At 66.3% G+C, this 19,970-nt stretch carries 23 protein-coding genes; 10 read left to right on the top strand and 13 right to left on the bottom strand.

The features are described from left to right. Positions 1-160 precede the first annotated feature (160 nt). On the top strand, positions 161-520 hold the full coding sequence (locus HBA99_RS08690) for an ArsR/SmtB family transcription factor (protein WP_030095203.1): 360 nt from the start codon (positions 161-163) through the stop codon (positions 518-520). 35 nt (positions 521-555) lie between these two features. After that, entirely contained in the window at positions 556-948 is a 393-nt protein-coding gene (locus HBA99_RS08685) for a Fur family transcriptional regulator (RefSeq protein WP_272936713.1), read from the top strand. Here the strand turns inward: HBA99_RS08685 and HBA99_RS08680 are convergent. From HBA99_RS08680 to recO, 3 genes are read right to left on the bottom strand one after another with little or no spacing between them, the layout of a single operon-like run. Continuing rightward, the gene (locus tag HBA99_RS08680; RefSeq protein ID WP_070951245.1) at positions 945-1,352 is read right to left on the bottom strand and encodes a hypothetical protein; all 408 of its coding nucleotides are present in this window, start codon (positions 1,350-1,352) and stop codon (positions 945-947) included. The genes HBA99_RS08685 and HBA99_RS08680 overlap by 4 nt on opposite strands. After that, the gene (locus tag HBA99_RS08675) at positions 1,352-2,260 is read right to left on the bottom strand and encodes an isoprenyl transferase (protein WP_030095200.1); all 909 of its coding nucleotides are present in this window, start codon (positions 2,258-2,260) and stop codon (positions 1,352-1,354) included. Before HBA99_RS08675 ends, HBA99_RS08680 begins: the two co-directional genes overlap by 1 nt. Continuing rightward, a complete protein-coding gene (recO, locus tag HBA99_RS08670) occupies positions 2,223-3,008 on the bottom strand; it encodes a DNA repair protein RecO (RefSeq protein ID WP_046253237.1) in 786 nt (261 codons plus the stop codon). Before recO ends, HBA99_RS08675 begins: the two co-directional genes overlap by 38 nt. A gap of 73 nt (positions 3,009-3,081) precedes the next feature. On the opposite strand from recO, the gene HBA99_RS08665 reads away from it, so the two are divergent. Further along, complete coding sequence (locus HBA99_RS08665) at positions 3,082-4,482, top strand: amidase (protein WP_070951246.1); 1,401 nt, start codon at positions 3,082-3,084, stop codon at positions 4,480-4,482. A gap of 109 nt (positions 4,483-4,591) precedes the next feature. On the opposite strand, the gene HBA99_RS08660 is transcribed toward HBA99_RS08665, so the two are convergent. From HBA99_RS08660 to hrcA, 9 genes are all read right to left on the bottom strand, one after another. Further along, positions 4,592-5,440 carry a DUF559 domain-containing protein gene (locus HBA99_RS08660; RefSeq protein ID WP_070951247.1) on the bottom strand — a complete coding sequence of 283 codons (849 nt, stop codon included), beginning with the start codon at positions 5,438-5,440 and terminating at the stop codon, positions 4,592-4,594. A 126-nt stretch (positions 5,441-5,566) separates the two neighbouring features. Next, positions 5,567-6,481 (bottom strand): GTPase Era, encoded by a 915-nt coding sequence (gene era / locus HBA99_RS08655; RefSeq protein WP_046253234.1) that lies wholly within the window; start codon positions 6,479-6,481, stop codon positions 5,567-5,569. Beyond that, a complete protein-coding gene (locus HBA99_RS08650; RefSeq protein ID WP_070951248.1) occupies positions 6,478-6,804 on the bottom strand; it encodes a cytidine deaminase in 327 nt (108 codons plus the stop codon). Before HBA99_RS08650 ends, era begins: the two co-directional genes overlap by 4 nt. Further along, positions 6,797-8,113: a hemolysin family protein gene (locus tag HBA99_RS08645; protein ID WP_070951249.1), complete on the bottom strand. Its 1,317-nt coding sequence runs from the start codon at positions 8,111-8,113 to the stop codon at positions 6,797-6,799. Before HBA99_RS08645 ends, HBA99_RS08650 begins: the two co-directional genes overlap by 8 nt. After that, complete coding sequence (ybeY, locus tag HBA99_RS08640; protein WP_005060346.1) at positions 8,113-8,625, bottom strand: rRNA maturation RNase YbeY; 513 nt, start codon at positions 8,623-8,625, stop codon at positions 8,113-8,115. The genes HBA99_RS08645 and ybeY overlap by 1 nt, the downstream gene beginning before the upstream one ends. After that, positions 8,622-9,665: a PhoH family protein gene (locus HBA99_RS08635; RefSeq protein WP_070951250.1), complete on the bottom strand. Its 1,044-nt coding sequence runs from the start codon at positions 9,663-9,665 to the stop codon at positions 8,622-8,624. Before HBA99_RS08635 ends, ybeY begins: the two co-directional genes overlap by 4 nt. A gap of 46 nt (positions 9,666-9,711) precedes the next feature. Next, entirely contained in the window at positions 9,712-10,512 is an 801-nt protein-coding gene (locus HBA99_RS08630) for a 16S rRNA (uracil(1498)-N(3))-methyltransferase (RefSeq protein WP_070951251.1), read from the bottom strand. Positions 10,513-10,515: 3 nt separating this feature from the next. Further along, on the bottom strand, positions 10,516-11,661 hold the full coding sequence (dnaJ, locus tag HBA99_RS08625; RefSeq protein ID WP_070951252.1) for a molecular chaperone DnaJ: 1,146 nt from the start codon (positions 11,659-11,661) through the stop codon (positions 10,516-10,518). Between the two features lie 34 nt (positions 11,662-11,695). Beyond that, on the bottom strand, positions 11,696-12,721 hold the full coding sequence (gene hrcA / locus HBA99_RS08620) for a heat-inducible transcriptional repressor HrcA (protein ID WP_030095190.1): 1,026 nt from the start codon (positions 12,719-12,721) through the stop codon (positions 11,696-11,698). 124 nt (positions 12,722-12,845) lie between these two features. On the opposite strand from hrcA, the gene HBA99_RS08615 reads away from it, so the two are divergent. Beyond that, positions 12,846-13,154: a type II toxin-antitoxin system VapB family antitoxin gene (locus HBA99_RS08615; protein WP_030095189.1), complete on the top strand. Its 309-nt coding sequence runs from the start codon at positions 12,846-12,848 to the stop codon at positions 13,152-13,154. A gap of 6 nt (positions 13,155-13,160) precedes the next feature. On the opposite strand, the gene hemW is transcribed toward HBA99_RS08615, so the two are convergent. Then, the gene (hemW, locus tag HBA99_RS08610; protein WP_070951253.1) at positions 13,161-14,336 is read right to left on the bottom strand and encodes a radical SAM family heme chaperone HemW; all 1,176 of its coding nucleotides are present in this window, start codon (positions 14,334-14,336) and stop codon (positions 13,161-13,163) included. An 89-nt stretch (positions 14,337-14,425) separates the two neighbouring features. On the opposite strand from hemW, the gene HBA99_RS25090 reads away from it, so the two are divergent. The 6 genes from HBA99_RS25090 (at position 14,426) to HBA99_RS08585 (ending at position 19,962) form a co-directional block, all read left to right on the top strand. Then, complete coding sequence (locus HBA99_RS25090; protein ID WP_418039178.1) at positions 14,426-14,566, top strand: Ms4527A family Cys-rich leader peptide; 141 nt, start codon at positions 14,426-14,428, stop codon at positions 14,564-14,566. Between the two features lie 106 nt (positions 14,567-14,672). Then, positions 14,673-16,355: a nitrite/sulfite reductase gene (locus HBA99_RS08605; RefSeq protein ID WP_070951254.1), complete on the top strand. Its 1,683-nt coding sequence runs from the start codon at positions 14,673-14,675 to the stop codon at positions 16,353-16,355. Further along, complete coding sequence (locus HBA99_RS08600) at positions 16,352-17,065, top strand: phosphoadenylyl-sulfate reductase (protein ID WP_070951255.1); 714 nt, start codon at positions 16,352-16,354, stop codon at positions 17,063-17,065. Before HBA99_RS08605 ends, HBA99_RS08600 begins: the two co-directional genes overlap by 4 nt. Beyond that, positions 17,062-17,991, top strand: coding sequence for a sulfate adenylyltransferase subunit CysD (cysD, locus tag HBA99_RS08595; RefSeq protein ID WP_030095185.1), 930 nt, complete (start codon positions 17,062-17,064; stop codon positions 17,989-17,991). The genes HBA99_RS08600 and cysD overlap by 4 nt, the downstream gene beginning before the upstream one ends. Before the next feature lie 2 nt (positions 17,992-17,993). After that, positions 17,994-19,274 (top strand): sulfate adenylyltransferase subunit 1, encoded by a 1,281-nt coding sequence (locus HBA99_RS08590; protein ID WP_070951256.1) that lies wholly within the window; start codon positions 17,994-17,996, stop codon positions 19,272-19,274. Then, the gene (locus HBA99_RS08585; RefSeq protein WP_070951257.1) at positions 19,267-19,962 is read left to right on the top strand and encodes a sirohydrochlorin chelatase; all 696 of its coding nucleotides are present in this window, start codon (positions 19,267-19,269) and stop codon (positions 19,960-19,962) included. Before HBA99_RS08590 ends, HBA99_RS08585 begins: the two co-directional genes overlap by 8 nt. Positions 19,963-19,970: the final 8 nt, after the last annotated feature.

Raw genomic sequence — 19,970 nt, 5'->3', positions numbered from 1 at the left:
ATGACCCGATTCGGCACCATCCCCAGGCCGCCACGGCGACACCCTTACCACCAGATCGGGAATCGGCCACTACCCTCAATAGATGGGCCCGGTTTGCCGCCGGACCCCATGTTGGGTCTCCGGACAGGCCGGGGCGTGATTCAGGTTGAGGTGAAGCGCCGTGGTGAACACCGTGCTTAGTTCCGCACATGCCGAGCCACCGCATGCTCCGCTGACACCGCCCGGGCCGCTGCCCCCGCGCGAGATCCTCGAACAGTCCGGTGAGCTGCTCCGCGCGCTTGCCGCGCCGGTGCGTATCGCCATCGTGCTGCAGCTGCGCGAATCGCAGCGCTGCGTCCACGAGTTGGTCGACGCGGTCGGTGTCGCCCAGCCGCTCATCAGTCAGCATCTGCGGGTGCTCAAGGCTGCCGGAGTGGTCTCCGGTGAACGTCAGGGACGAGAGGTCATGTACCGCCTCGTCGACGACCACCTCTCTCATATCGTCGTCGACGCGGTGGCGCACACCGAGGAACAGAGATGAACGTCCGCGAAGAGCGGGCAGCCTTGCCGGGCACCGTGCGGTCCACCCGCCAGCGGGCCGCCATCACCGCGCTGCTGAACCGGACCGATGAATTCCGGTCGGCGCAGGAGCTCCACGACGAACTCAAACGCACCGGCGAAGGCATCGGTCTGACCACCGTCTACCGGACCCTGCAGTCGATGTCGACGTCAGGCGAGGTCGATGTGCTGCGCAACGACACCGGCGAATCGGTGTACCGACGCTGTTCGGACGGACACCATCACCATTTGGTCTGCCAGAGTTGCGGTTTCGCTGTCGAAGTGCAGGCCGGCGCGGTCGAGGCGTGGGCCACCAATGTCGCCGAAGAGCACGGGTTCACCGCTGTCCACCACACGGTGGAGGTCTTCGGTCTGTGCAGTCGTTGCAGCGCCCTGCGCCGGAACTCCTAGTTACCCAGCGCCCTTCGCGCATCGGCCCCGGTGGCGAACACCATGAGTAAGAGCGTCACCAATGCCTCATCCGAGATCTCGGTGGCGGGAAAGTTGTAGCGCAGCAATACATCTGCCTTGCGCCCCTTCGCGATCAACAGAATGTTTCCGAACAGCGACTTCTGCGCCAACCCATCGACCAGATGCCGCGATTTCGCGTTGACCGCCACATCCCAGGCCAACACCTGCGACAGCGACACCACATCCAGGCCCGCCGCGATGGTGACCGCGCGGATCGAGGTGAGCGTGCCCTCGTAGTCGGCCCTCAGCGCGCCATCGGGCTCCTTGATGACCGGCAGCACCGGGTGCAGCACGCGGTACACGCGGTCCAGAATCTCGTCGGCTCCGTTATCGGGGTCGGTCATTACGCCGTACCGAATCGACGGTCGCGCTGCGCATACTCGAGGCAGGCCGCCCAGAGGTCGCGGCGGTCGAAGTCGGGGTACATCTTTTCCTGAAACACGAACTCGGCGTATGCCGACTGCCACATCATGAAGTTGCTCGACCGGAACTCGCCCGAGGGCCGCAAGAACAAATCGACGTCGGGCATGTCCGGCTCGTCGAGATACTTGGCGATGGTCTCTTCGGTGATGCGGTCGGGCTTGAGCTGCCCAGACTCCACCAGGCGGGCGATCCTGCGTGTCGCCTCGGCGATCTCGGCCCGGCCCCCGTAGTTGATGCACGTGGTCAAGGTCAGCGTGCTGTTGTTCTTGGTGAGCTCCTCGGTGATCTCGAGCTCCTTGTAGACGCTGCTCCACAGCCGCGTCTTCTGGCCCGCCCAGCGAAACCGCACTCCCATGTTGTTCAGGTCATGGCGTCGCCGCTTCACCACGTCACGGTTGAAGCCCATCAGGAATCGAACCTCGTCCGCGGGCCTTCTCCAGTTCTCCGTCGAGAACGCGTAGGTGGTCAGCCACGGGATGCCCATCTCGATGGCACCACAGACCATGTCCATCATGGTGGCCTCGCCCATCTTGTGCCCCTCGGTGCGCGGCAAGCCACGAGCCCGTGCCCAGCGCCCGTTGCCGTCCATCACCACCGCCACGTGCCGCGGTACCAGTTCCTTGGGGATGGCCGGCGGCACGGCACCCGAGGGATGCTTGGGCGCGGGATGTGGCCGGGTGCCACCGGGGCCCGATCCGGGCAGCAGCTTCGGGAAAACAGCAGGAAATACCGTCTTGTCCGGGAACGTCGGGGCGTAGCCGGGCGGGACGTCGGCCCAATCCGTGAAGTACTTATCCTGCTGCGGATCGGGCTGGCTGCTCTTCACCATGGGTCATATTTAACCTGGTCCCACGTTCGACGAGCGGGAGTGTCCGCAGCTTGCGCTCCAGGTGCCACTGCAAATGCGCCGCGATCAATCCGCTGGCCTGGGTGCGCTGGGTCTGCGGCACGTCATCGGTGGCCGCCCAGTCGCCGTCATGGAGCGCGGCCATCAGCTCCAGCACACCCGGCGGCGGGGTCGCCGCACCCGCGGGACGGCAGTGCACGCAGACGCTGCCACCGGCCGCCACATGGAAGGCACGATGCGGGCCGGGAGTGGCACAGCGTGCACACTCGCTAATGGCGGGTGCCCATCCGGCAATGCTCATGGCGCGCAACAGATATGCATCCAGAACCAGCTCACGCGGACGCTGCTGATCGGCGATGGCCCTGAGCGCGCCGACGGTGAGGCGGTGCAGGGCGACGGCCGGGGCGCGCTCTTCACCCGCGATCCGCTCGGCGGTCTCCAAGATGGCGCAGGCGGTGGTGTACCGGCCGTAGTCGCTGACGATGTCCGATGCGAAGGCGTCGATGGCCTGCACCTGCGTGACGATGTCGAGGTTGCGTCCCGGATGCAGCTGCACGTCGATATGCGCAAACGGTTCCAGCCGTGACCCGAACTTACTTCGGGTGCGGCGCACCCCCTTGGCCACCGCGCGGACCAGGCCATGCTGGCGGGTCAGCAGGGTCACGATGCGATCGGCCTCACCGAGCTTGTGCTGGCGCAGCACAACAGCACGATCCCGATAAAGCCGCATTCGAAGAGTTTCCCATCTGGTACCGACGAATCCCCGCATTGACGCACTATTTCGACGGCTTACCCTTCTCGTCATGTCGGGCTTTCCCACGCTGACGTCCCAGGCCTCCGCGCTGGTAGAGGGTTCGGTCAGCTCCGTTTCGTTGACCCTCGCGGCACTCAACGCGATCAAAGCCAGCCAGTCGACCCTCAACGCGTTCCGGGTGGTGTGCACCAAGAACGCCCTCGCCGACGCCGCAGTGGCCGACAAGCGGTTAGCTGCCGGTGAGCGGCTGCCGTTGCTCGGCGTGCCCATTGCCATCAAAGACGACACCGATTTGGCGGGTACCCCAACCGCATTCGGTACCGCCGGGGCCGTCGGTTCGGAATCCGAGGACGCCGAGCTGGTGCGACGGCTGCGGGCGGCGGGCGCGGTGATCGTCGGCAAGACCAACACGTGCGAACTGGGCCAGTGGGGCTTCACCAGTGGGCCCGGCTTCGGCCACACCCGCAACCCGTGGAGCCGCAACCACACCCCGGGCGGATCCTCGGGCGGCAGCGCCGCGGCGGTGGCAGCCGGGCTTATCGCCGGGGCCATCGGCTCGGATGGGGCTGGGAGCGTGCGGATTCCCGCCGCATGGACACATCTGATCGGCATCAAGCCGCAGCGTGGCCGGATCTCCACCTGGCCACTGGCCGAGGCGTTCAACGGGATAACGGTGCACGGGCCCCTGGCCCGCACGGTCGCCGACGCCGCGCTGTTGTTGGATGCCGCGTCGGGAAACGTAGCCGGCGATTTGCACCAGCCACCGCACGTCCGGGTGCTGGATGCCGTCCACGAAGACCCGGGGCAGCTGCGCATCGCGCTGTCATTCAAGGTTCCGTTCTCGGCGTTTCCCGCCAGCATTCACCCGACGATCGAAGCCGCCACCCGTTATGTGGGCCATCAGCTGCGTTCTCTCGGGCACATGGTGTCCGAGGGCGACCCGGACTACGGCATCGGGCTCGGCATGAACTTCCTGCCACGCGCCACCGCGGGACTGCTGCCGTGGCGCGACCGGCTCGACGCCGGGGCGAACTGGGACCAGCGCACCGTGACGAACATGCGCACGGGCCGACGACTGGCCGGCTGGGCGCTGCGGCGGGCGCGCGCGGCCGAGCCGCGGTTGCAGGCACGCGTCGGCAAGATCTTCGGCAGCTTCAACGTTGTGCTGGCGCCGACAACTGCCCAACCGCCAACCGGTATTTACGATTTCGACGATGTTGGCAGCATTGCCACGGATCGCGGACAGATCGCCGCCTGCCCCATGACGTGGCCGTGGAATGTGCTCGGATGGCCGTCGATCAACGTCCCCGCCGGGTTCACCCAAGACGGGCTGCCCGTCGGCGTGCAGCTGATGGGCCCGGCGAACAGCGAGCCGCTGCTCATTTCGCTTGCGGCGCAGCTGGAGTCGATCAACAACTGGGCATCGGAAACCCCGGACCCCTGGTGGTGAGTGCCCCCGCGCCCGCCCCTGCGCCGCGCCCCGCGCCGACCCGTGCGCCGAAACCGAGGTTGTGGCGGTTTCGTCTCGCACACATTCGCCACAACCTCGGTCTCGGCGACTAGGCCGCTCTTGCCGCAGCGCTCAGCGCAGCTCGAACGCGATGGACGACCGCCAACGGTTGATTGATGAGCTGGTCCCGACTAACGCGCACCAACCGCCAGCCCATCGAGGCGATCGTCTCTTGCCGTTCGATGTCGCGCCGATGCTGCACAGAATCACCCCAGTGCTGCGCCCCGTCGAACTCTGCCGCCACCCGCTGTTCCCGCCAGCCCATGTCGAGACGAATCGTCCGCCCGTCGGGACCGCACAGCTCGATCTGGGTTTCCGGACGCGGTAATCCGGCACCGACAAGGCACATCCGCAAGCGCGTCTCCTGAACAGATTCGGAGCCAGGGTCCGCCAACGACAACACATTCATCAATCGCCGGATACCCCGTGCGCCCCTGTGCCGCGAGGCAACCTCATGTACCTCGCTCACCGAACAGTCTCGGAGAAGCACGTCGATCAACTCGACCGCACGCGAGGTGTACACCCGGCGCCCGATATCGAACACCGTCCTGGCGTGTGCAGTGACCAGGACCCCGCCGATCACCGTCGACTCGTCGGGGCACAGCGTGTCCGCATGCACGATGATCCCCTGGGGCGCACTGCGCCATTCGCGAATCAGCTCGGCTGGACGGTCGGCCGATATCCACGGATTGCCGTGCAGCGCTGCAGCCGAGGCGCCACACACCACGGCGCTCCCGCCGGACCACAAGAAGGCAGCCTCAGCACGGATACGCGCGGTGAGCTCCACCCCGATGGGTAGATAGACATTGCGATAAATGCGTCGATAGCCGGTGCGCAGCTCGTGACGTGTCAGCAGGCCAGACGCAATAGCCGTACTCCCCGTGACCAGGTTCCCCATGTCGCGACCATGCCATGCACCTCTGACACGTACGCGAGACCGAGGTTGTGGTGAATTTGTGCGAGACGAAACCGCCACAACCTCGGTCTCGGCGCGAAAAGGGTCTCGGCGCGAAAAGGGCCGCCGCTAGAAGCCGAGCTTGCCGAGCTGCTTGGGGTCGCGCTGCCAGTTCTTGGCGACCTTGACCCGCAGATCCAGGAAAACCTTGGTGCCGAGCAGCTTTTCGATCTGCTTGCGCGCGTTGGTCCCGACCTCGCGTAGCCGCGCGCCGCCCTTACCGATGACGATGCCCTTTTGACTGTCCCGCTCGACATAGAGAATCGCGTGCACATCGATCAGCTCCGAGCCCTCGGGCCGACCCTCGCGTTCGTTCACCTCGTCGATCACCACTGCCAGCGAGTGCGGCAGCTCATCGCGGACGCCTTCGAGCGCCGCCTCGCGGATCAGCTCGGCCATGAGCACCTCTTCGGGCTCATCGGTCAGTTCGCCGTCGGGATAGAACGCGGGCCCCGGCTGCAGCTTGGACGCCAAAACCTCTGTCAGCACCTCGACTTGGGCACCGGAGACAGCGGACACCGGCACGATATCGACATCCGGCCCGACGAGCTGCGACACCGACAGCAGCTGCTCGGCCACCCGCTCCTTGCTCACCTTGTCGATCTTGGTGACGATCGCGATCAGCGTGGTACGCGGTGCGACGAGCTTGATCTGCTCGTAGATCCACTTGTCACCCGGCCCGATGCCCTCATCGGCCGGGATGCACAGGCCGATCACGTCGACCTCGGAATATGTATCGCGCACAAGGTCGTTGAGCCGCTGCCCGAGCAACGTGCGCGGTCGATGCAGCCCGGGAGTGTCGACGAGCACGATCTGGAAATTCTCGCGGTGCACGATGCCGCGGATCGTGTGCCGGGTGGTCTGCGGCCGGTTCGACGTAATGGCGACCTTCTGGCCGACCAGCGCATTGGTCAACGTCGACTTACCGGTATTGGGCCGCCCGACAAAACAGACGAAACCAGAACGGAATTCGGGCGAGGTCACAGCTGCCCCGCAGGCACGCCGGTGCGGTCGGTGACGATGACCGTCGCCGACGGCGAAAGCTCGCGCACCGCCGCGAGGCCCGGATCCTCGTGTGAACCGCCGACCAGCACGGCCGCCTCGATGACCGAGGCTCCACTGGACACCGCCGCCGCCACCGCCGCCTGCAACGCCGTCAACGACAGCGCCGAAAGCGACACCGGCGCACCGGCGTAGGTGCGGCCGTCGCCGTCGCGCACCGCGGCCCCCGCCTTCGCTTCGGCACGCCCCATCGCTCCACGGGCCAGCACGACGAGCTTGTTGTCTTCCGCATCCAACTCAGTCATCTTTTTCCTCCGTTTTCTCGTCGTCTGCCGCCGTGCCGCTGTCGGGGTCGGGTTGCACCAGGATCGTGCCGATGCGCACCCGGCCGCGCGTGTCCGGACCGCCCTCGGCCTGTAACAAAAGTCCGTGCGAGGCAGCCGTTGCCCCGGGCAATGGAACGCGCCCCAGCTCGAGCGCCAGCAGTCCGCCGACGGTCTCGACGTCCAGGTCCTCGTCGAACTCGATGTCGTACAGCTCCCCCAGGTCCTCGATCGGCAGCCTGGCGGAGACACGAAACACTTTGTCGTCCAGATCTTCCACCGGGGCGACCTCGTCATGGTCATACTCGTCGGCGATCTCCCCGACGATCTCCTCCAGCACGTCCTCGATGGTCACCAGCCCGGCGATCGCCCCGTACTCGTCGACCAGCAGCGCCATATGCTTGCGGTGCTGCTGCATCTCACGCAGCAGCGCATCCAGCGGCTTGGAGTCGGGGATGAAGACCGCGGGCCTCATCACCTGCGCCACGGTGACGTCGCGCCCACCATTCACCGAGTAGTACGTCTGCTGGACAAGGTCTTTGAGGAAGACCACGCCGACGACGTCGTCCACGTTCTCCCCGACCACCGGAATGCGGGAGTGCCCACTGCGCACCGCCAGAGAGGTCGCTTGACCAGCCGTCTTGTCGGATTCGATCCACACCATCTCGGTGCGCGGCACCATCACCTCGCGGGCCGGCGTATCGCCCAGCTCGAACACCGACTGGATCATCCGGCGTTCGTTATCGGCCACCACACCGCGCTGCTGCGCCATGTCGACCACCTCGCGCAGCTCGATCTCGGAGGAGAACGGTCCGTTACGGAAACCGCGTCCGGGCGTCACCGCGTTGCCGAGCAGAATCAGCAGCCGCGAAATCGGGCCCAGCAGCACCGAAATCACCTGCAGGGGAACGGCGGCGCCCAGCGCGATCGAGTACGCGTGCTGACGTCCCAACGTGCGCGGGCCCACCCCGATGGCCACGAAACTCGTCACCACCATGACAATCGCGGAAATCATCAGCGCCGCACCAAGGCTCATCCGCGCGGTGAGATAGCCGACCAGGAACACCGTCGACAAGATCTCGCAGGTGGTGCGCAACAGCACCACCAGGTTCACGTAACGCGGACGCTCCCGGATCACCACCGAAAGCCGCACCGCACCGGGCCGCTCCTCGCGGACCAGCTCGTCGACACGCGCCGAGGACACCGTGTTGATGGCCGCATCGATAGCCGCGAACGCGCCGCCCAGGCCGACGAGCGCGATCGCCGCCAGCAGCAGCCCTATGCCAGACATCACTCGTCGAAGTTGCGCGACTTGTCGAGCAGACGGCTATCTCGGTACAGCTGGGCCTGCTGCTCGTACCAATCCTGCAGCAGCTGGTTCTGCAGCGCGAACATCTCGCGCTCTTCCTCGGGCTCGGCGTGGTCGTAGCCGAGCAGGTGCAGCACCCCGTGCACCGTCAGCAGCGCCAGCTCGTGCGCCAACGAATGTCCGGCAGCCTCAGCCTGTTCGGCCGCGAACTGCGGGCACAGCACGATATCGCCCAGCATCGACGGCCCGGGCTCGGGCGCGTCAGGACGTCCGCCAGGCTCCAGTTCGTCCATCGGGAACGACATCACATCGGTAGGGCCGGGCAGGTCCATCCACCGCATGTGCAGGTCGGCCATCGCCGCCAGGTCGACAAGCATCATCGAAAGTTCGGCGGCCGGATGGACATCCATTGCCGCAATGGCGAATCGTGCGACGCTGACCAACTCGCCCTCGGCGACGTCGATACCCGACTCGTTGACTACCTCAATGCTCATCGGTGCCGGCTCCGGTTCCCCGACGCGCGTCGCTGCGCGCGGTTGCCTGTCAAGTCCGAGTCCTCAAACCGCGCGTAGGCATCCACGATCTCCGAGACCAGCCGGTGGCGCACCACATCGGCACTGGTCAACTCCGAGAAGTGAATTCCCTCGATATTGTCGAGGATGTCCATGGCCGCGCGCAGCCCGGAACGGGCGTTGCCGGGCAGGTCGACCTGAGTGATGTCACCGGTCACCACGATCTTGGAGCCGAAGCCCAGCCGGGTGAGGAACATCTTCATCTGCTCGGCGGTGGTGTTCTGCGCCTCGTCGAGAATGATGAACGCGTCGTTGATGGTCCGGCCTCGCATGTAGGCCAGCGGCGCGACCTCGATGACCCCGGCATCCATCAGCTTGGGAATCAGCTCGGGATCCATCATGTCGTGCAGCGCGTCGTACAGGGGCCGCAAGTACGGGTCGATCTTCTCGCTGAGCGTGCCGGGCAGGAATCCCAGCCGCTCCCCCGCCTCCACGGCCGGGCGCGTCAGGATGATGCGAGTGACTTGCTTGCTCTGTAAGGCGTTGACCGCCTTGGCCATTGCCAGGTACGTCTTACCGGTACCGGCCGGGCCGATGCCGAAGACGATCGTGTTGGCGTCGATCGCGTCCACATAACGCTTCTGGTTCAACGTCTTTGGCCGGATCGTCTTGCCGCGCCGCGACAGGATGTCCAGGCTCAGCACCTCGGCGGGTGATTCGTCCCCATCGCCGGTCAGCATCCCCGCCGTGTGCCGCACGGTCGACGGCGTGAGCTGCTGACCGCGCCGGGCGATCACGATCAGCTCGGAGATCACCCGCTCGGCAAGCGCGATATCGGCGGGCTCGCCCGTGAAGGTGATGGTGTTTCCGCGGGCGTGGACATCGACGGGAAGGACGTCCTCAAGCTCTCGCAGGTTTTCATCGGCTGAACCCAGCAGGCCCATGATGAGGTCATTCGGAATCTCGACGCTGCTGCGTACTTCCGAAGCCGGCGCAGCGGCACCTTGTTCTCGGCTCGTCACGTGGTTACGGTCGCCTGCTTTCTTGGGTTGTGAAGTTGCTTCGAGTTTACCGCTGGCAACCGTCAGCCTCCACGCCTTTGTGCGTCAGCGGACCGCCCGCCCACCGATCCGTGAGCACCCCGAGCGCGCCCAGCGCGACGGCAGCGGCACTGGACGTGCGCAACACCGTCGGACCCAAACGCACGGCGGCCGCGCCCGCGTCGGTCAAAACTCCCAGCTCCTCGTCGGCGACACCCCCCTCGGGGCCCACGATCAAGACCACCGACGACGACGCGGACAGCCGCTCACCCAAAGCACTCAGCCCGGAATCAGCCGATTCATGCAGCACCAGCACGATGGCGCCGTCGGCGATCCGCGCCCGAACCAGCTCAGCCAGCTGCGCGGTGGAGTGCAGTTCGGACACCGTCGGCACGAAGGCCCGCCGGGACTGGCGCGACGCCGCCCGCGCCACCGCCTCCCAACGCTGCTGCCCCTTCGCCGCCTTTGCGTCCCAGCGCGACACACATCGCTGCGCCTGCCACGGGACGATCTCGTCGGCACCGGCCTCCACCGCCAGGTCGACAGCGAGCTCGGAGCGATCGGATTTGGGAAGCGCTTGCACCACAGTCACTTTGGGCGCCGCGGCGACCACGCCCCAGCGTCCGGTCACCTCGATCGACAATGTGGCGCGCTCAACGGAGGCGACCACGCCGTCACCGACCTCGCCCGCGCCATCGCACACCATGACCGGCTCACCGACCCGCATGCGCAGCACCCGCGTCGCGTGATGACCCTCATCGCCGTCGAGGATTATCCGTTCACCGGCGGCGGGGACGTGGTCAACGTAGAAGATCGTGGCTGCCGCCATCGATTACCGGCCCGTGAACGCCTCGCGCAGCCGCGAGAACACCCCGCCGGATGCGGATTCTGCCCACACGACCTCGGCGCCGTCCTTGTGACGGGTCCGGAAGTCCTTCAAGAGCTCACGCTCCTTGGAGTCCAGCCGGGTTGGCACCACCACGTCCAGGTGGGCGTGCAGGTTGCCGCGTACACCGGTGCGCAAATGGGGCATGCCCTTACCGCGCAGCGTCACCACCGATCCGGGCTGCGAGCCTGGCTCGACCTTGATGGTGGTGTCGCCGTCGAGGATGGCGTCGACGGACACGCTGGTACCCAGCGCCGCCTCCACCATCGGGACGCGGACCGTGAAGTGCAGGTCGTCCCCGTCACGAATGAACACGTCATGTGGCTTCTCGTGCACCTCGACATACAGGTCACCGGCCGGTCCGCCACCGGGGCCGACCTCACCCTGCGCAGCAAGGCGCACTCGCATACCGTCGCCGACACCGGCCGGGATCTTGACCGTGATCTCGCGACGCGCGCGCACCCGGCCGTCGCCACCGCACTTGTGGCACGGATCGGTGATGACCTCTCCGGCCCCCTGGCACGTCGGGCAGGGGCGCGAGGTCAACACCTGGCCAAGCAGGGACCGCTGGACTGTCTGCACCTCGCCACGTCCACCACAGGTCTCGCAGGCGCTCGGTGCCGAGTTTCCGTGGGTGCCCTTGCCCGCACATCCGTCGCACAGAATCGCGGTGTCGACCGTCACCTGCTTGCTGACGCCGGTCGCGCATTCCACCAGTTCCAGGCGCATCCGCAGCAGAGAGTCGGACCCGGGCTGCACCCGGCCGCGCGGACCACGTGATCCGCCGGCCGAACCGCCGAAGAAGGCCTCGAAGACGTCGCCCAGGCCACCGAAGCCCGAACCGAAACCGCCGAACCCGTTGCCACCGCCGCCGTTCTCCAGCGGGTCGCCTCCGAGGTCGACGACGCGCCGCTTCTCCGGATCGGTCAGCACCTCGTAGGCGATGCTGACCTCCTTGAAGCGCGCCTGCGCCTGCTCGTCGGGGTTGATGTCGGGGTGCAGCTCGCGGGCGAGCTTGCGGTACGCCCGCTTGAGCTCGCTGTCGCTGGCACCCTTGCTCACCCCGAGGATGCCGTAGTAATCACGCGCCACTGTGCCTGTTACGTCCTGTCTAGTTCACATACTGCTAGCGATTGGCTAGCACTTCGCCGATATACATGGCAACCGCCGCGACGTTCGCGATGGTTCCCGGGTAGTCCATCCGTGTGGGCCCCAGCACACCCATACCGCCGAACACCGCTCCGCCCGCACCATACGGGGTGGAGACAACGGAGGTGCCGATCATCTGCTCAGCAGCGGTTTCATGACCGATGTGCACGGTGACCCGGCCGGCCTCCTGCTGTGCGGCGAGCAAGCGCAACACCACCACCTGCTCCTCCAGCGCCTCCAACACGGTGCGCAGCTGGCCGCCGAAATCGCCCGCGTTGCGGGTCAGGTTGGCGGTGCCGCCGAGCAGCAGGCGTTCCTCGTGATGCTCGACGAGCGTTTCCACCAGCACCGTCGCCGCGCGCGTGAGGGGATTGCGCAGGTCATCGTCGGACTGTTCGGCCAGCTCGGCAACGGCCACCGAGGCCGCCGACAACTTCTTGCCGTCCAGGGCCGCGCCCAGCAGCACCCGAAGGCGGCCGAGCTGCTCGTCGTTGATGACGTCGCCCAGCTCGACAATCCGCTGATCAACCCTTCCGGTGTCGGTGATGACCACCAACAACAGCCGGGCCGGGGTCAGCAGCACCACTTCCAGGTGACGCACGCTCGACGAGGACAGCGTCGGGTACTGCACCACGGCAACCTGACGAGTCATCTGCGCCAGCAGCCGCACCGCGCGGCGCAACACATCATCCAGGTCGACGCCGCCTTCCAGGAAGTTCAGGATGGCCTTGCGTTCGGCGCCCGAAAGCGGTTTGACGTCCTCGAGCCGGTTGACGAATTCGCGGTAGCCCTTTTCCGTTGGAATGCGTCCTGAACTGGTGTGCGGCTGCGCGATGTAGCCCTCTGCCTCCAGTACTGCCATGTCGTTGCGGACGGTGGCGCTGGAAACCCCGAGTCCGTGCCTGTCGACCAGGGCCTTGGAGCCGATCGGCTCCTTGGTGGTGACGTAATCGGCGACGATGGCGCGCAGCACCTCGAAGCGTCTGTCATCGGCACTGGCCATGGTCACCTCCCTCGGAGCAGCGATTTGCCTCTCATTTTACGGGGCCAGGCTGCCCCAACCCTCCACCACGGCCGTCCACGCTAACCTCAGGTGTTATGGCGGGATCATTACGGAGTGGTTTGCGGTGATCTTCAAAGGTGTCCGTGAGGGGAAGCCGTATCCAGAACACGGGCTATCGACCAGGGATTGGTCACGCATCCCGCCCCGGCAGATCCGACTCGATGAACTCGTCACCACCACCACGGTGCTCGCCTTGGACCGGCTGCTCAGTGAGGACTCCACATTCTACGGAGACCTGTTTCCGCACGCGGTGAAATGGCAGGGTGTCACCTACCTGGAGGACGGGCTGCATCGCGCCGTGCGCGCCGCGCTGCGTAATCGGGTCGTGTTGCACGCCAGGGTTTTCGATATGGATCAGCTACGGTCTGTTTAGCCGGCGCTAGTCCAGGATGGTGCGCACCACGCCATCGGCCAGCAGGCGCCCCTGATCGGTGAGCACCAGCCGGTCATCCACCAGTCGTGCCAGTCCCCCGGACACTACCGCAGGCACCCGGCCACGCTCCTCAACAGTCAAGTCCGCCAAGGCGATTCCCGTATTCAGCCGCACCGCCAGCAGCACATCCTCGGTGTGCCGTTCGGCCGGGCCGAGGACCTCGTGCCCGCCGACGGGAAGCTGCCCCTCACCCAGCTGCTTGGCGTAGGTGTTGGGGTGCTTGACGTTCCACCACCGCACCCCGTTGACGTGTCCGTGCGCACCCGGCCCGGCACCCCACCAGTCGCCGCCGGCCCAGTACCCGAGGTTATGACGGCACTGCCCCCCGGGGCGTGCCCAGTTGGACACCTCGTACCAGCTCAGTCCGGCCTGCGACAGCGCCGTGTCCAGCAGCTGATACCGGTCGGCCAGGGCGTCCTCATCGGGATTAGGCAGCTCGCCGCGCCGCACACGCCGGGCCAGCGCGGTGCCCTCCTCGACGACCAGCGCATACGCCGACACGTGGTCCACCCCGGCGTCGAGCACCGCATCGATGGACCGGCGCAGGTCATCGTCGGTTTCGCCCGGGGTGCCATAGATGAGGTCGAGATTGACGTGCTCAAGACCGGCCGCACGCGCTTCCCGCGCCGCCGCCACCGCCCTTCCGGGCGCATGCACCCGGTCCAGCGTCGCCAGCACATGCGGGGCCGCGGACTGCATGCCCAACGAGACCCGGGTGTATCCGGCGGCCCGAATCGTCTCGAAGAACGCCGGCGAGGTCGATTCGGGGTTGGCCTCGGTAGTGACCTCGGCACCCGGTGCCAACGTGAAGTGGGCTCCGATCGCGGCGAGCACCTCTGCGAGCCCGGAACCACCCAACAGCGAGGGCGTCCCGCCCCCGACGAACACGGTTTCCACCGGCGGTTTTCCGTCCAGGGTCCGTGCGGCCAGGCCGAGCTCGGCACGCAGCGCCTCAAGCCAGCCCGCGGGCGAGGTGCCGTCGCCGAGTTCGTCGGCGGTGTAGGTGTTGAAATCGCAGTATCCGCAGCGTGTGGCACAGAAAGGAACATGCACATAGATCCCGAACGGGCGTCCCGGCGCCGGCACCAGGGCCGGCAGGGCGGCAATCGTTTCGGGTCTCACCGGTCCAGTGTGTGCCAGGGTCGACGGCAGAAAAAATCTGCGCGGTCAATAGCGGGAATCCCCCAAGCCCAATAGAGGTTTTGCTCACAATGAGCGGAATTACGACCCGGTCGTGTGGGGTGCCAGTTTCTCATGGCACAATTGGCCGGGTGAGCACACATCAGGTCCCTCTTGTCGCGCGGCGACACATCGACCTGAAGCGTGTCTGTAGCGCGTGTTGTCTCCCTTAGTGACGTAGTCCTACCCGTCTGCCACCCAAACGGTCGTGAGGATTTGCGCCTCCGGTCAGCCCCCGGTGTGTCGCCCACGACTGTGCCTGCCTTTCTGAGGAGCACCATGACCACCAGCGAGACCCGGCCCGCTCGCCCGAAGCAACAGCGCAGCGAGGGCCAGTGGGCCCTCGGAGAACACGAGCCGCTGAACCCCAATGAGCAAGCCAAGAAGGACGATCACCCGCTGAACGTGCGGGAGCGCATCGAAACCATCTACGCCCACAAGGGCTTCGAGAGCATCGACAAGACCGACCTGCGTGGCCGCTTCCGCTGGTGGGGTCTGTACACCCAGCGCAAGCCGGGTTTCGACGGCTCCTGGACCGGTGACGAGAACACCGACATGCTCGAAGACGATCACTTCATGCTGCGGGTGCGTTCAGACGGCGGCGCATTGACGACTCAGGCGCTTCGCACCCTGGGTGATCTGTCCACCACGTACGCGCGGGACACCGCCGACCTCTCGGACCGCGAGAACGTGCAGTACCACTGGATCCGGGTCGAGGACATGCCGGAGATCTGGCGCCGTCTCGACGAGGTGGGTCTGCACACCACGCAGGCCTGCGGCGACTGCCCCCGCGTGATCCTGGGCTCGCCGCTCGCCGGTGAGTCCCTGGACGAGGTGCTCGATCCGACGCCGGCCATCGACGAGATCGTGCGCCGCTACATCGGGAAAAAGGAGTACGCGAACCTTCCCCGCAAGTTCAAGACGGCCATTTCCGGTCTGCAGGATGTGGTGCACGAGATCAACGACGTCGCCTTCATCGGCGTGGTGCACCCCGAGCACGGCCCGGGCCTGGACTTGTGGGTGGGCGGCGGCCTGTCGACCAACCCCATGCTGGCGCAGCGCCTCGGGGTGTGGGTGCCACTGGATGAGGTTCCCGACGTGTGGGAGGGCGTCGTCAGCATCTTCCGTGACTACGGCTACCGCCGTCTGCGCGCCAAGGCCCGGTTGAAGTTCTTGGTCAAGGACTGGGGCGTCGAGAAGTTCCGCGAGGTTCTCGAGACCGAATACCTGAAGCGCCCGCTCATCGACGGGCCCGCCCCGGTGCAGCCGCTGCGGCCCATCGACCACGTCGGTGTGCAGCGACTCAAGAACGGGCTCAACGCCGTTGGTGTCTCCCCCATCGCGGGCCGAGTGTCCGGCACCATCTTGTCGGCGGTCGCCGACATCGCCGAGAAGGCGGGATCCAACCGGGTCAGGTTCACGCCGTACCAGAAGCTGATCATCCTCGACGTCCCCGATGAGAACCTGGCGGAGCTCACGGCAGCACTGGACGCGCTCGGGTTGCCGTCGCGTCCGTCGCACTGGCGCAAGAACCTGATGGCCTGCACCGGTATCGAGTTCTGCAAGCTGTCGTTCACCGAAACCCGCAAGCGGGCACAGGATCTGGTGCCCGAGCTGGACAAGCGGCTGGACGATCTCAACGCGCAACTGGATACTCCGGTCACCATCAACATCAACGGCTGCCCCAACTCGTGCGCGCGTTCGCAGGTCGCAGACATCGGCTTCAAGGGCCAGATGGTCGATGACGGCGAGGGCAACAGCGTCGAGGGGTTCCAAGTGCACTTGGGCGGAAGCCTTGGCCTGGATAGCGGATTCGGCCGCAAGCTGCGTCAGCACAAGGTCACCAGCACCGAACTCGGCGATTACATCGACCGGGTGGTCCGCAACTTCGTGAAGCAGCGCACCGACGGAGAGCGCTTCGCGCAGTGGGCAGTTCGGGCCGAGGAGGCGGATCTGCGATGAGCGTGCTGGAGGGCCAGAAGAACCTCGACCAGCTGCGCGAGCTGGCCGAGCGCGGCGCTGCCGAACTGCAGGATGCCTCTGCCGAGGAACTGCTGCGCTGGACCGACGAGAACTTCAGCGGCGAGTACGTCGTCGCCTCCAACATGCAGGACGCCGTACTCATCGACCTTGCCGTACAAGTGCGTCCGGGCGTCGACGTCTTGTTCCTGGACACCGGATACCACTTCGCCGAGACGATCGGCACACGCGACGCCGTGGAATCGGTGTACGACATCCACATCGTCAATGTGGCTCCCGAGCAGACGGTGGCGCAGCAGAACGAGCTAGTGGGAAAGGACCTGTTCGCGAGCAACCCCGGCGAATGCTGCCGTCTCCGTAAGGTTGTGCCGCTGCGCAAGTCGCTCTCCGGATACTCCGCGTGGGTGACCGGGTTGCGCCGCGTCGACGCCCCGACGCGCGCGAACGCACCGCTGATCAGCTTCGACGAGGCGTTCGGGCTGGTGAAGATCAACGCGATCGCCGCATGGACCGACGAGGACATGCAGAAGTACATCGACGAGCACGGCACCCTGGTGAATCCGCTTGTGGACGAGGGCTATCCGTCGATCGGCTGTGCCCCGTGCACGGCCAAACCGGCACTGGGCGCCGACGCGCGCAGCGGCCGCTGGCAAGGCATGGCCAAGACCGAATGTGGGCTGCACGCCTCATGACGACAACGGAGACCGAAATGGAGTCTGTGTTGAATCAGACGGAAACACTGACCGACCTCGAATCCGAGTCGATTCACATCATTCGTGAGGTGGCCGGCGAGTTCGAGCGCCCGGTGCTGCTGTTCTCCGGCGGCAAGGATTCGACGGTGCTGTTGCACACCGCGCTCAAGGCCTTCTGGCCCGCACCGCTTCCCTTCGCGCTGCTGCACGTCGACACCGGACACAACCTGCCCGAGGTGCTGGACTTCCGCGACGAGATCGTCGAACGCCACAACTTGCGCCTGGTCGTCGCGAAAGTAGAGGACTACCTGGCCGACGGCCGCCTGACCGAGCGGCCCGACGGAATCCGCAATCCGTTGCAGACCATCCCGCTGCTCGAGGCCATCACCGACAACAAGTTCGACGCGGTGCTCGGTGGAGGACGTCGCGACGAGGAGCGCTCGCGCGCCAAGGAGCGCATCTTCAGTCTGCGCAACGCGTTCGGCCAGTGGGATCCCAAGAAGCAGCGTCCCGAGCTGTGGAGCCTCTACAACGGCCGGCACGCCCCGGGCGAGCACGTCCGGGTGTTCCCGATCAGCAACTGGACCGAGTTGGACGTGTGGCGCTACATCGCTCGCGAAAACGTACAGCTGGCCGACCTCTACTACGCCCACGAGCGCGAGGTATTCAACCGCGACGGCATGCTGCTGACCCCCGGACCCTGGGGTGGACCACGCGACGGCGAAGAACTGCAAACACTTTCGGTGCGATACCGCACCGTGGGCGACGGCTCGACCACCGGCGCGGTGCTCTCGGATGCCGCCGACGTCCATGCCGTGCTCGCCGAGGTGGCCGCATCGCGGATCACCGAACGCGGCGCGACCCGCGGCGATGACCGAGTGTCCGAGGCGGCCATGGAAGACCGCAAGCGAGAGGGCTACTTCTGATCATGAGCGATCTTCTGCGCATTGCCACCGCCGGCAGTGTCGACGACGGTAAGTCCACCCTGGTGGGCCGGCTGCTGTACGACACAAAGTCGGTACTCATCGACCAATTCGATGCCGTCACAAAGGCTTCCGAGTCACGTGGGCTCGATGCCCCCGACCTCTCGCTGCTTGTCGACGGCCTGCGCGCCGAGCGCGAGCAGGGCATCACCATTGACGTGGCGTATCGGTACTTCGCCACCCCGAAGCGTTCGTTCATCCTCGCCGACACCCCCGGGCACGTGCAGTACACCCGAAACACGGTGTCGGGGGCGTCGACCGCACAGCTGGTGATCCTTCTCGTCGACGCCCGCAAGGGTGTCATCGAGCAGACCCGCCGTCACGCGGCGGTGCTGGCACTGTTGGGGGTGCCACGACTGGTGTTGGCGGTCAACAAGATCGACCTGGTGGCCGATAGCGCCCGCATCTTCGAAGCGATCAGCGCCGAGTTCAACGAGCTGACCAGCTCGCTGGGCTGGAAGCCCGAGAACGTCGTGGAGATCCCGGTCTCGGCGCTGCATGGTGACAACATCGCCACCCGCAGCGAGCGGACCGGTTTCTACAGCGGGCCCACCCTCATCGAATATCTGGAATCGATTCCGGCACATGAGGAGTCGAGCACCGTAGGCCTGCGTTTCCCGGTCCAGTATGTGATCCGTCCGCGTACCGCCGAGTACCCCGACTACCGCGGTTACGCCGGGCAGGTCGCCGCCGGTGTGGTGCGGGTGGGCGACGAGGTGGTCATATCCCCCGCCGGGCAGCGCACCACGGTGGCGGGCATCGACACCGCCGATGGGCCGCTCGAGGTCGCCGAGGCAGGCCGCAGCGTGACATTGATCCTGGCCGACGATGTGGATGCCTCACGGGGCGATCTGATCGCAGCTCCCGACGTGTCCGAGCCGGTGTCGGAGATCGAAGGCACCGTGTGCTGGCTGGCCGACAAGCCACTGACGGCCGGGGCGCGCCTGCTGCTCAAGCATGGCACCCGCACCGTTCCCGCGATCGTCGGCGAGCTGGTGGAGCGCTTCGACGAGCAGAACCTATCGGCCGATCCCGCACCGGAATCGTTGAAGCTCAACGACATCGGACAGATCAGCATTCGCCTCGCGGAAGCGATCAGTGTGGACGAGTACGTCGATGACCGGACCGCGGGGAGCTTCCTGCTGATCGATCCGTCGAGCGGCAACACGCTGGCGGCGGGACTGGTCGGCGACGCGCTACGCGCCGTCGAACTGAATCGTGCCTAATCCGACGCTCCTTGCCGTCGCGCACGGAAGCCGCGACCCACGGTTCGCGGAGAATGCGCGCCGACTGGTAGCGCAGGTGCGGCTGCTCCGGCCCGACCTTGATGTTCGGCTGGCGTTTCTGGAGCTCTCCGAGCCGAATCTGGTTGACGTGCTAGGCGATCTGAGCGGCGAGGCGGTGGTGGTGCCGCTGTTGCTGTCCGACGCCTACCACGCCCGCATCGACCTGCCGACGGTGCTGTCCTCGGCGCCCTCGCGGTTGCGAGTCACCCAGGCTCCCGTGCTCGGGGCAGATCACCGGCTGCTGCGCCTGGCCCGGCGCCGGGTGGCCGAACTCGGCAACGATAACCCCGGCGTGATCCTGTCCGCGGTCGGATCCTCGGACTCCACAGCCAACGACCGCACCCGCTCGCTCGCTCTGCAGTGGGAGATCTCAACGACAGTTTTCGCCACCGGCGAATCGACCACCCTTGCCGGCGCCGCGGACTCGCTGCGTTCCCGGGGCGCCACGGAAATCGTTGTGGCGCCGTGGTTCCTGTCCTCCGGCCTGCTACTGGACCGGGTGCGCACCGAGGCCGCAGACGCGGGTATCCCCGTGGCAGCACCTCTGGGCTCGAACCGGCTGGTCGCCGAGGTCGTGGTGCATCGGTACGCGTCGGCGGCCGCGGCACCGGTCCCGGTAGCGCACTGACAAAACCC

The organism is Mycobacteroides chelonae (assembly GCF_016767715.1).
Taxonomy (GTDB): Bacteria; Actinomycetota; Actinomycetes; order Mycobacteriales; family Mycobacteriaceae; genus Mycobacterium; species Mycobacterium gwanakae.
Note: the sequence above shows the minus strand (reverse complement) of the source record. Positions and strands in the feature narration are given on the sequence as shown.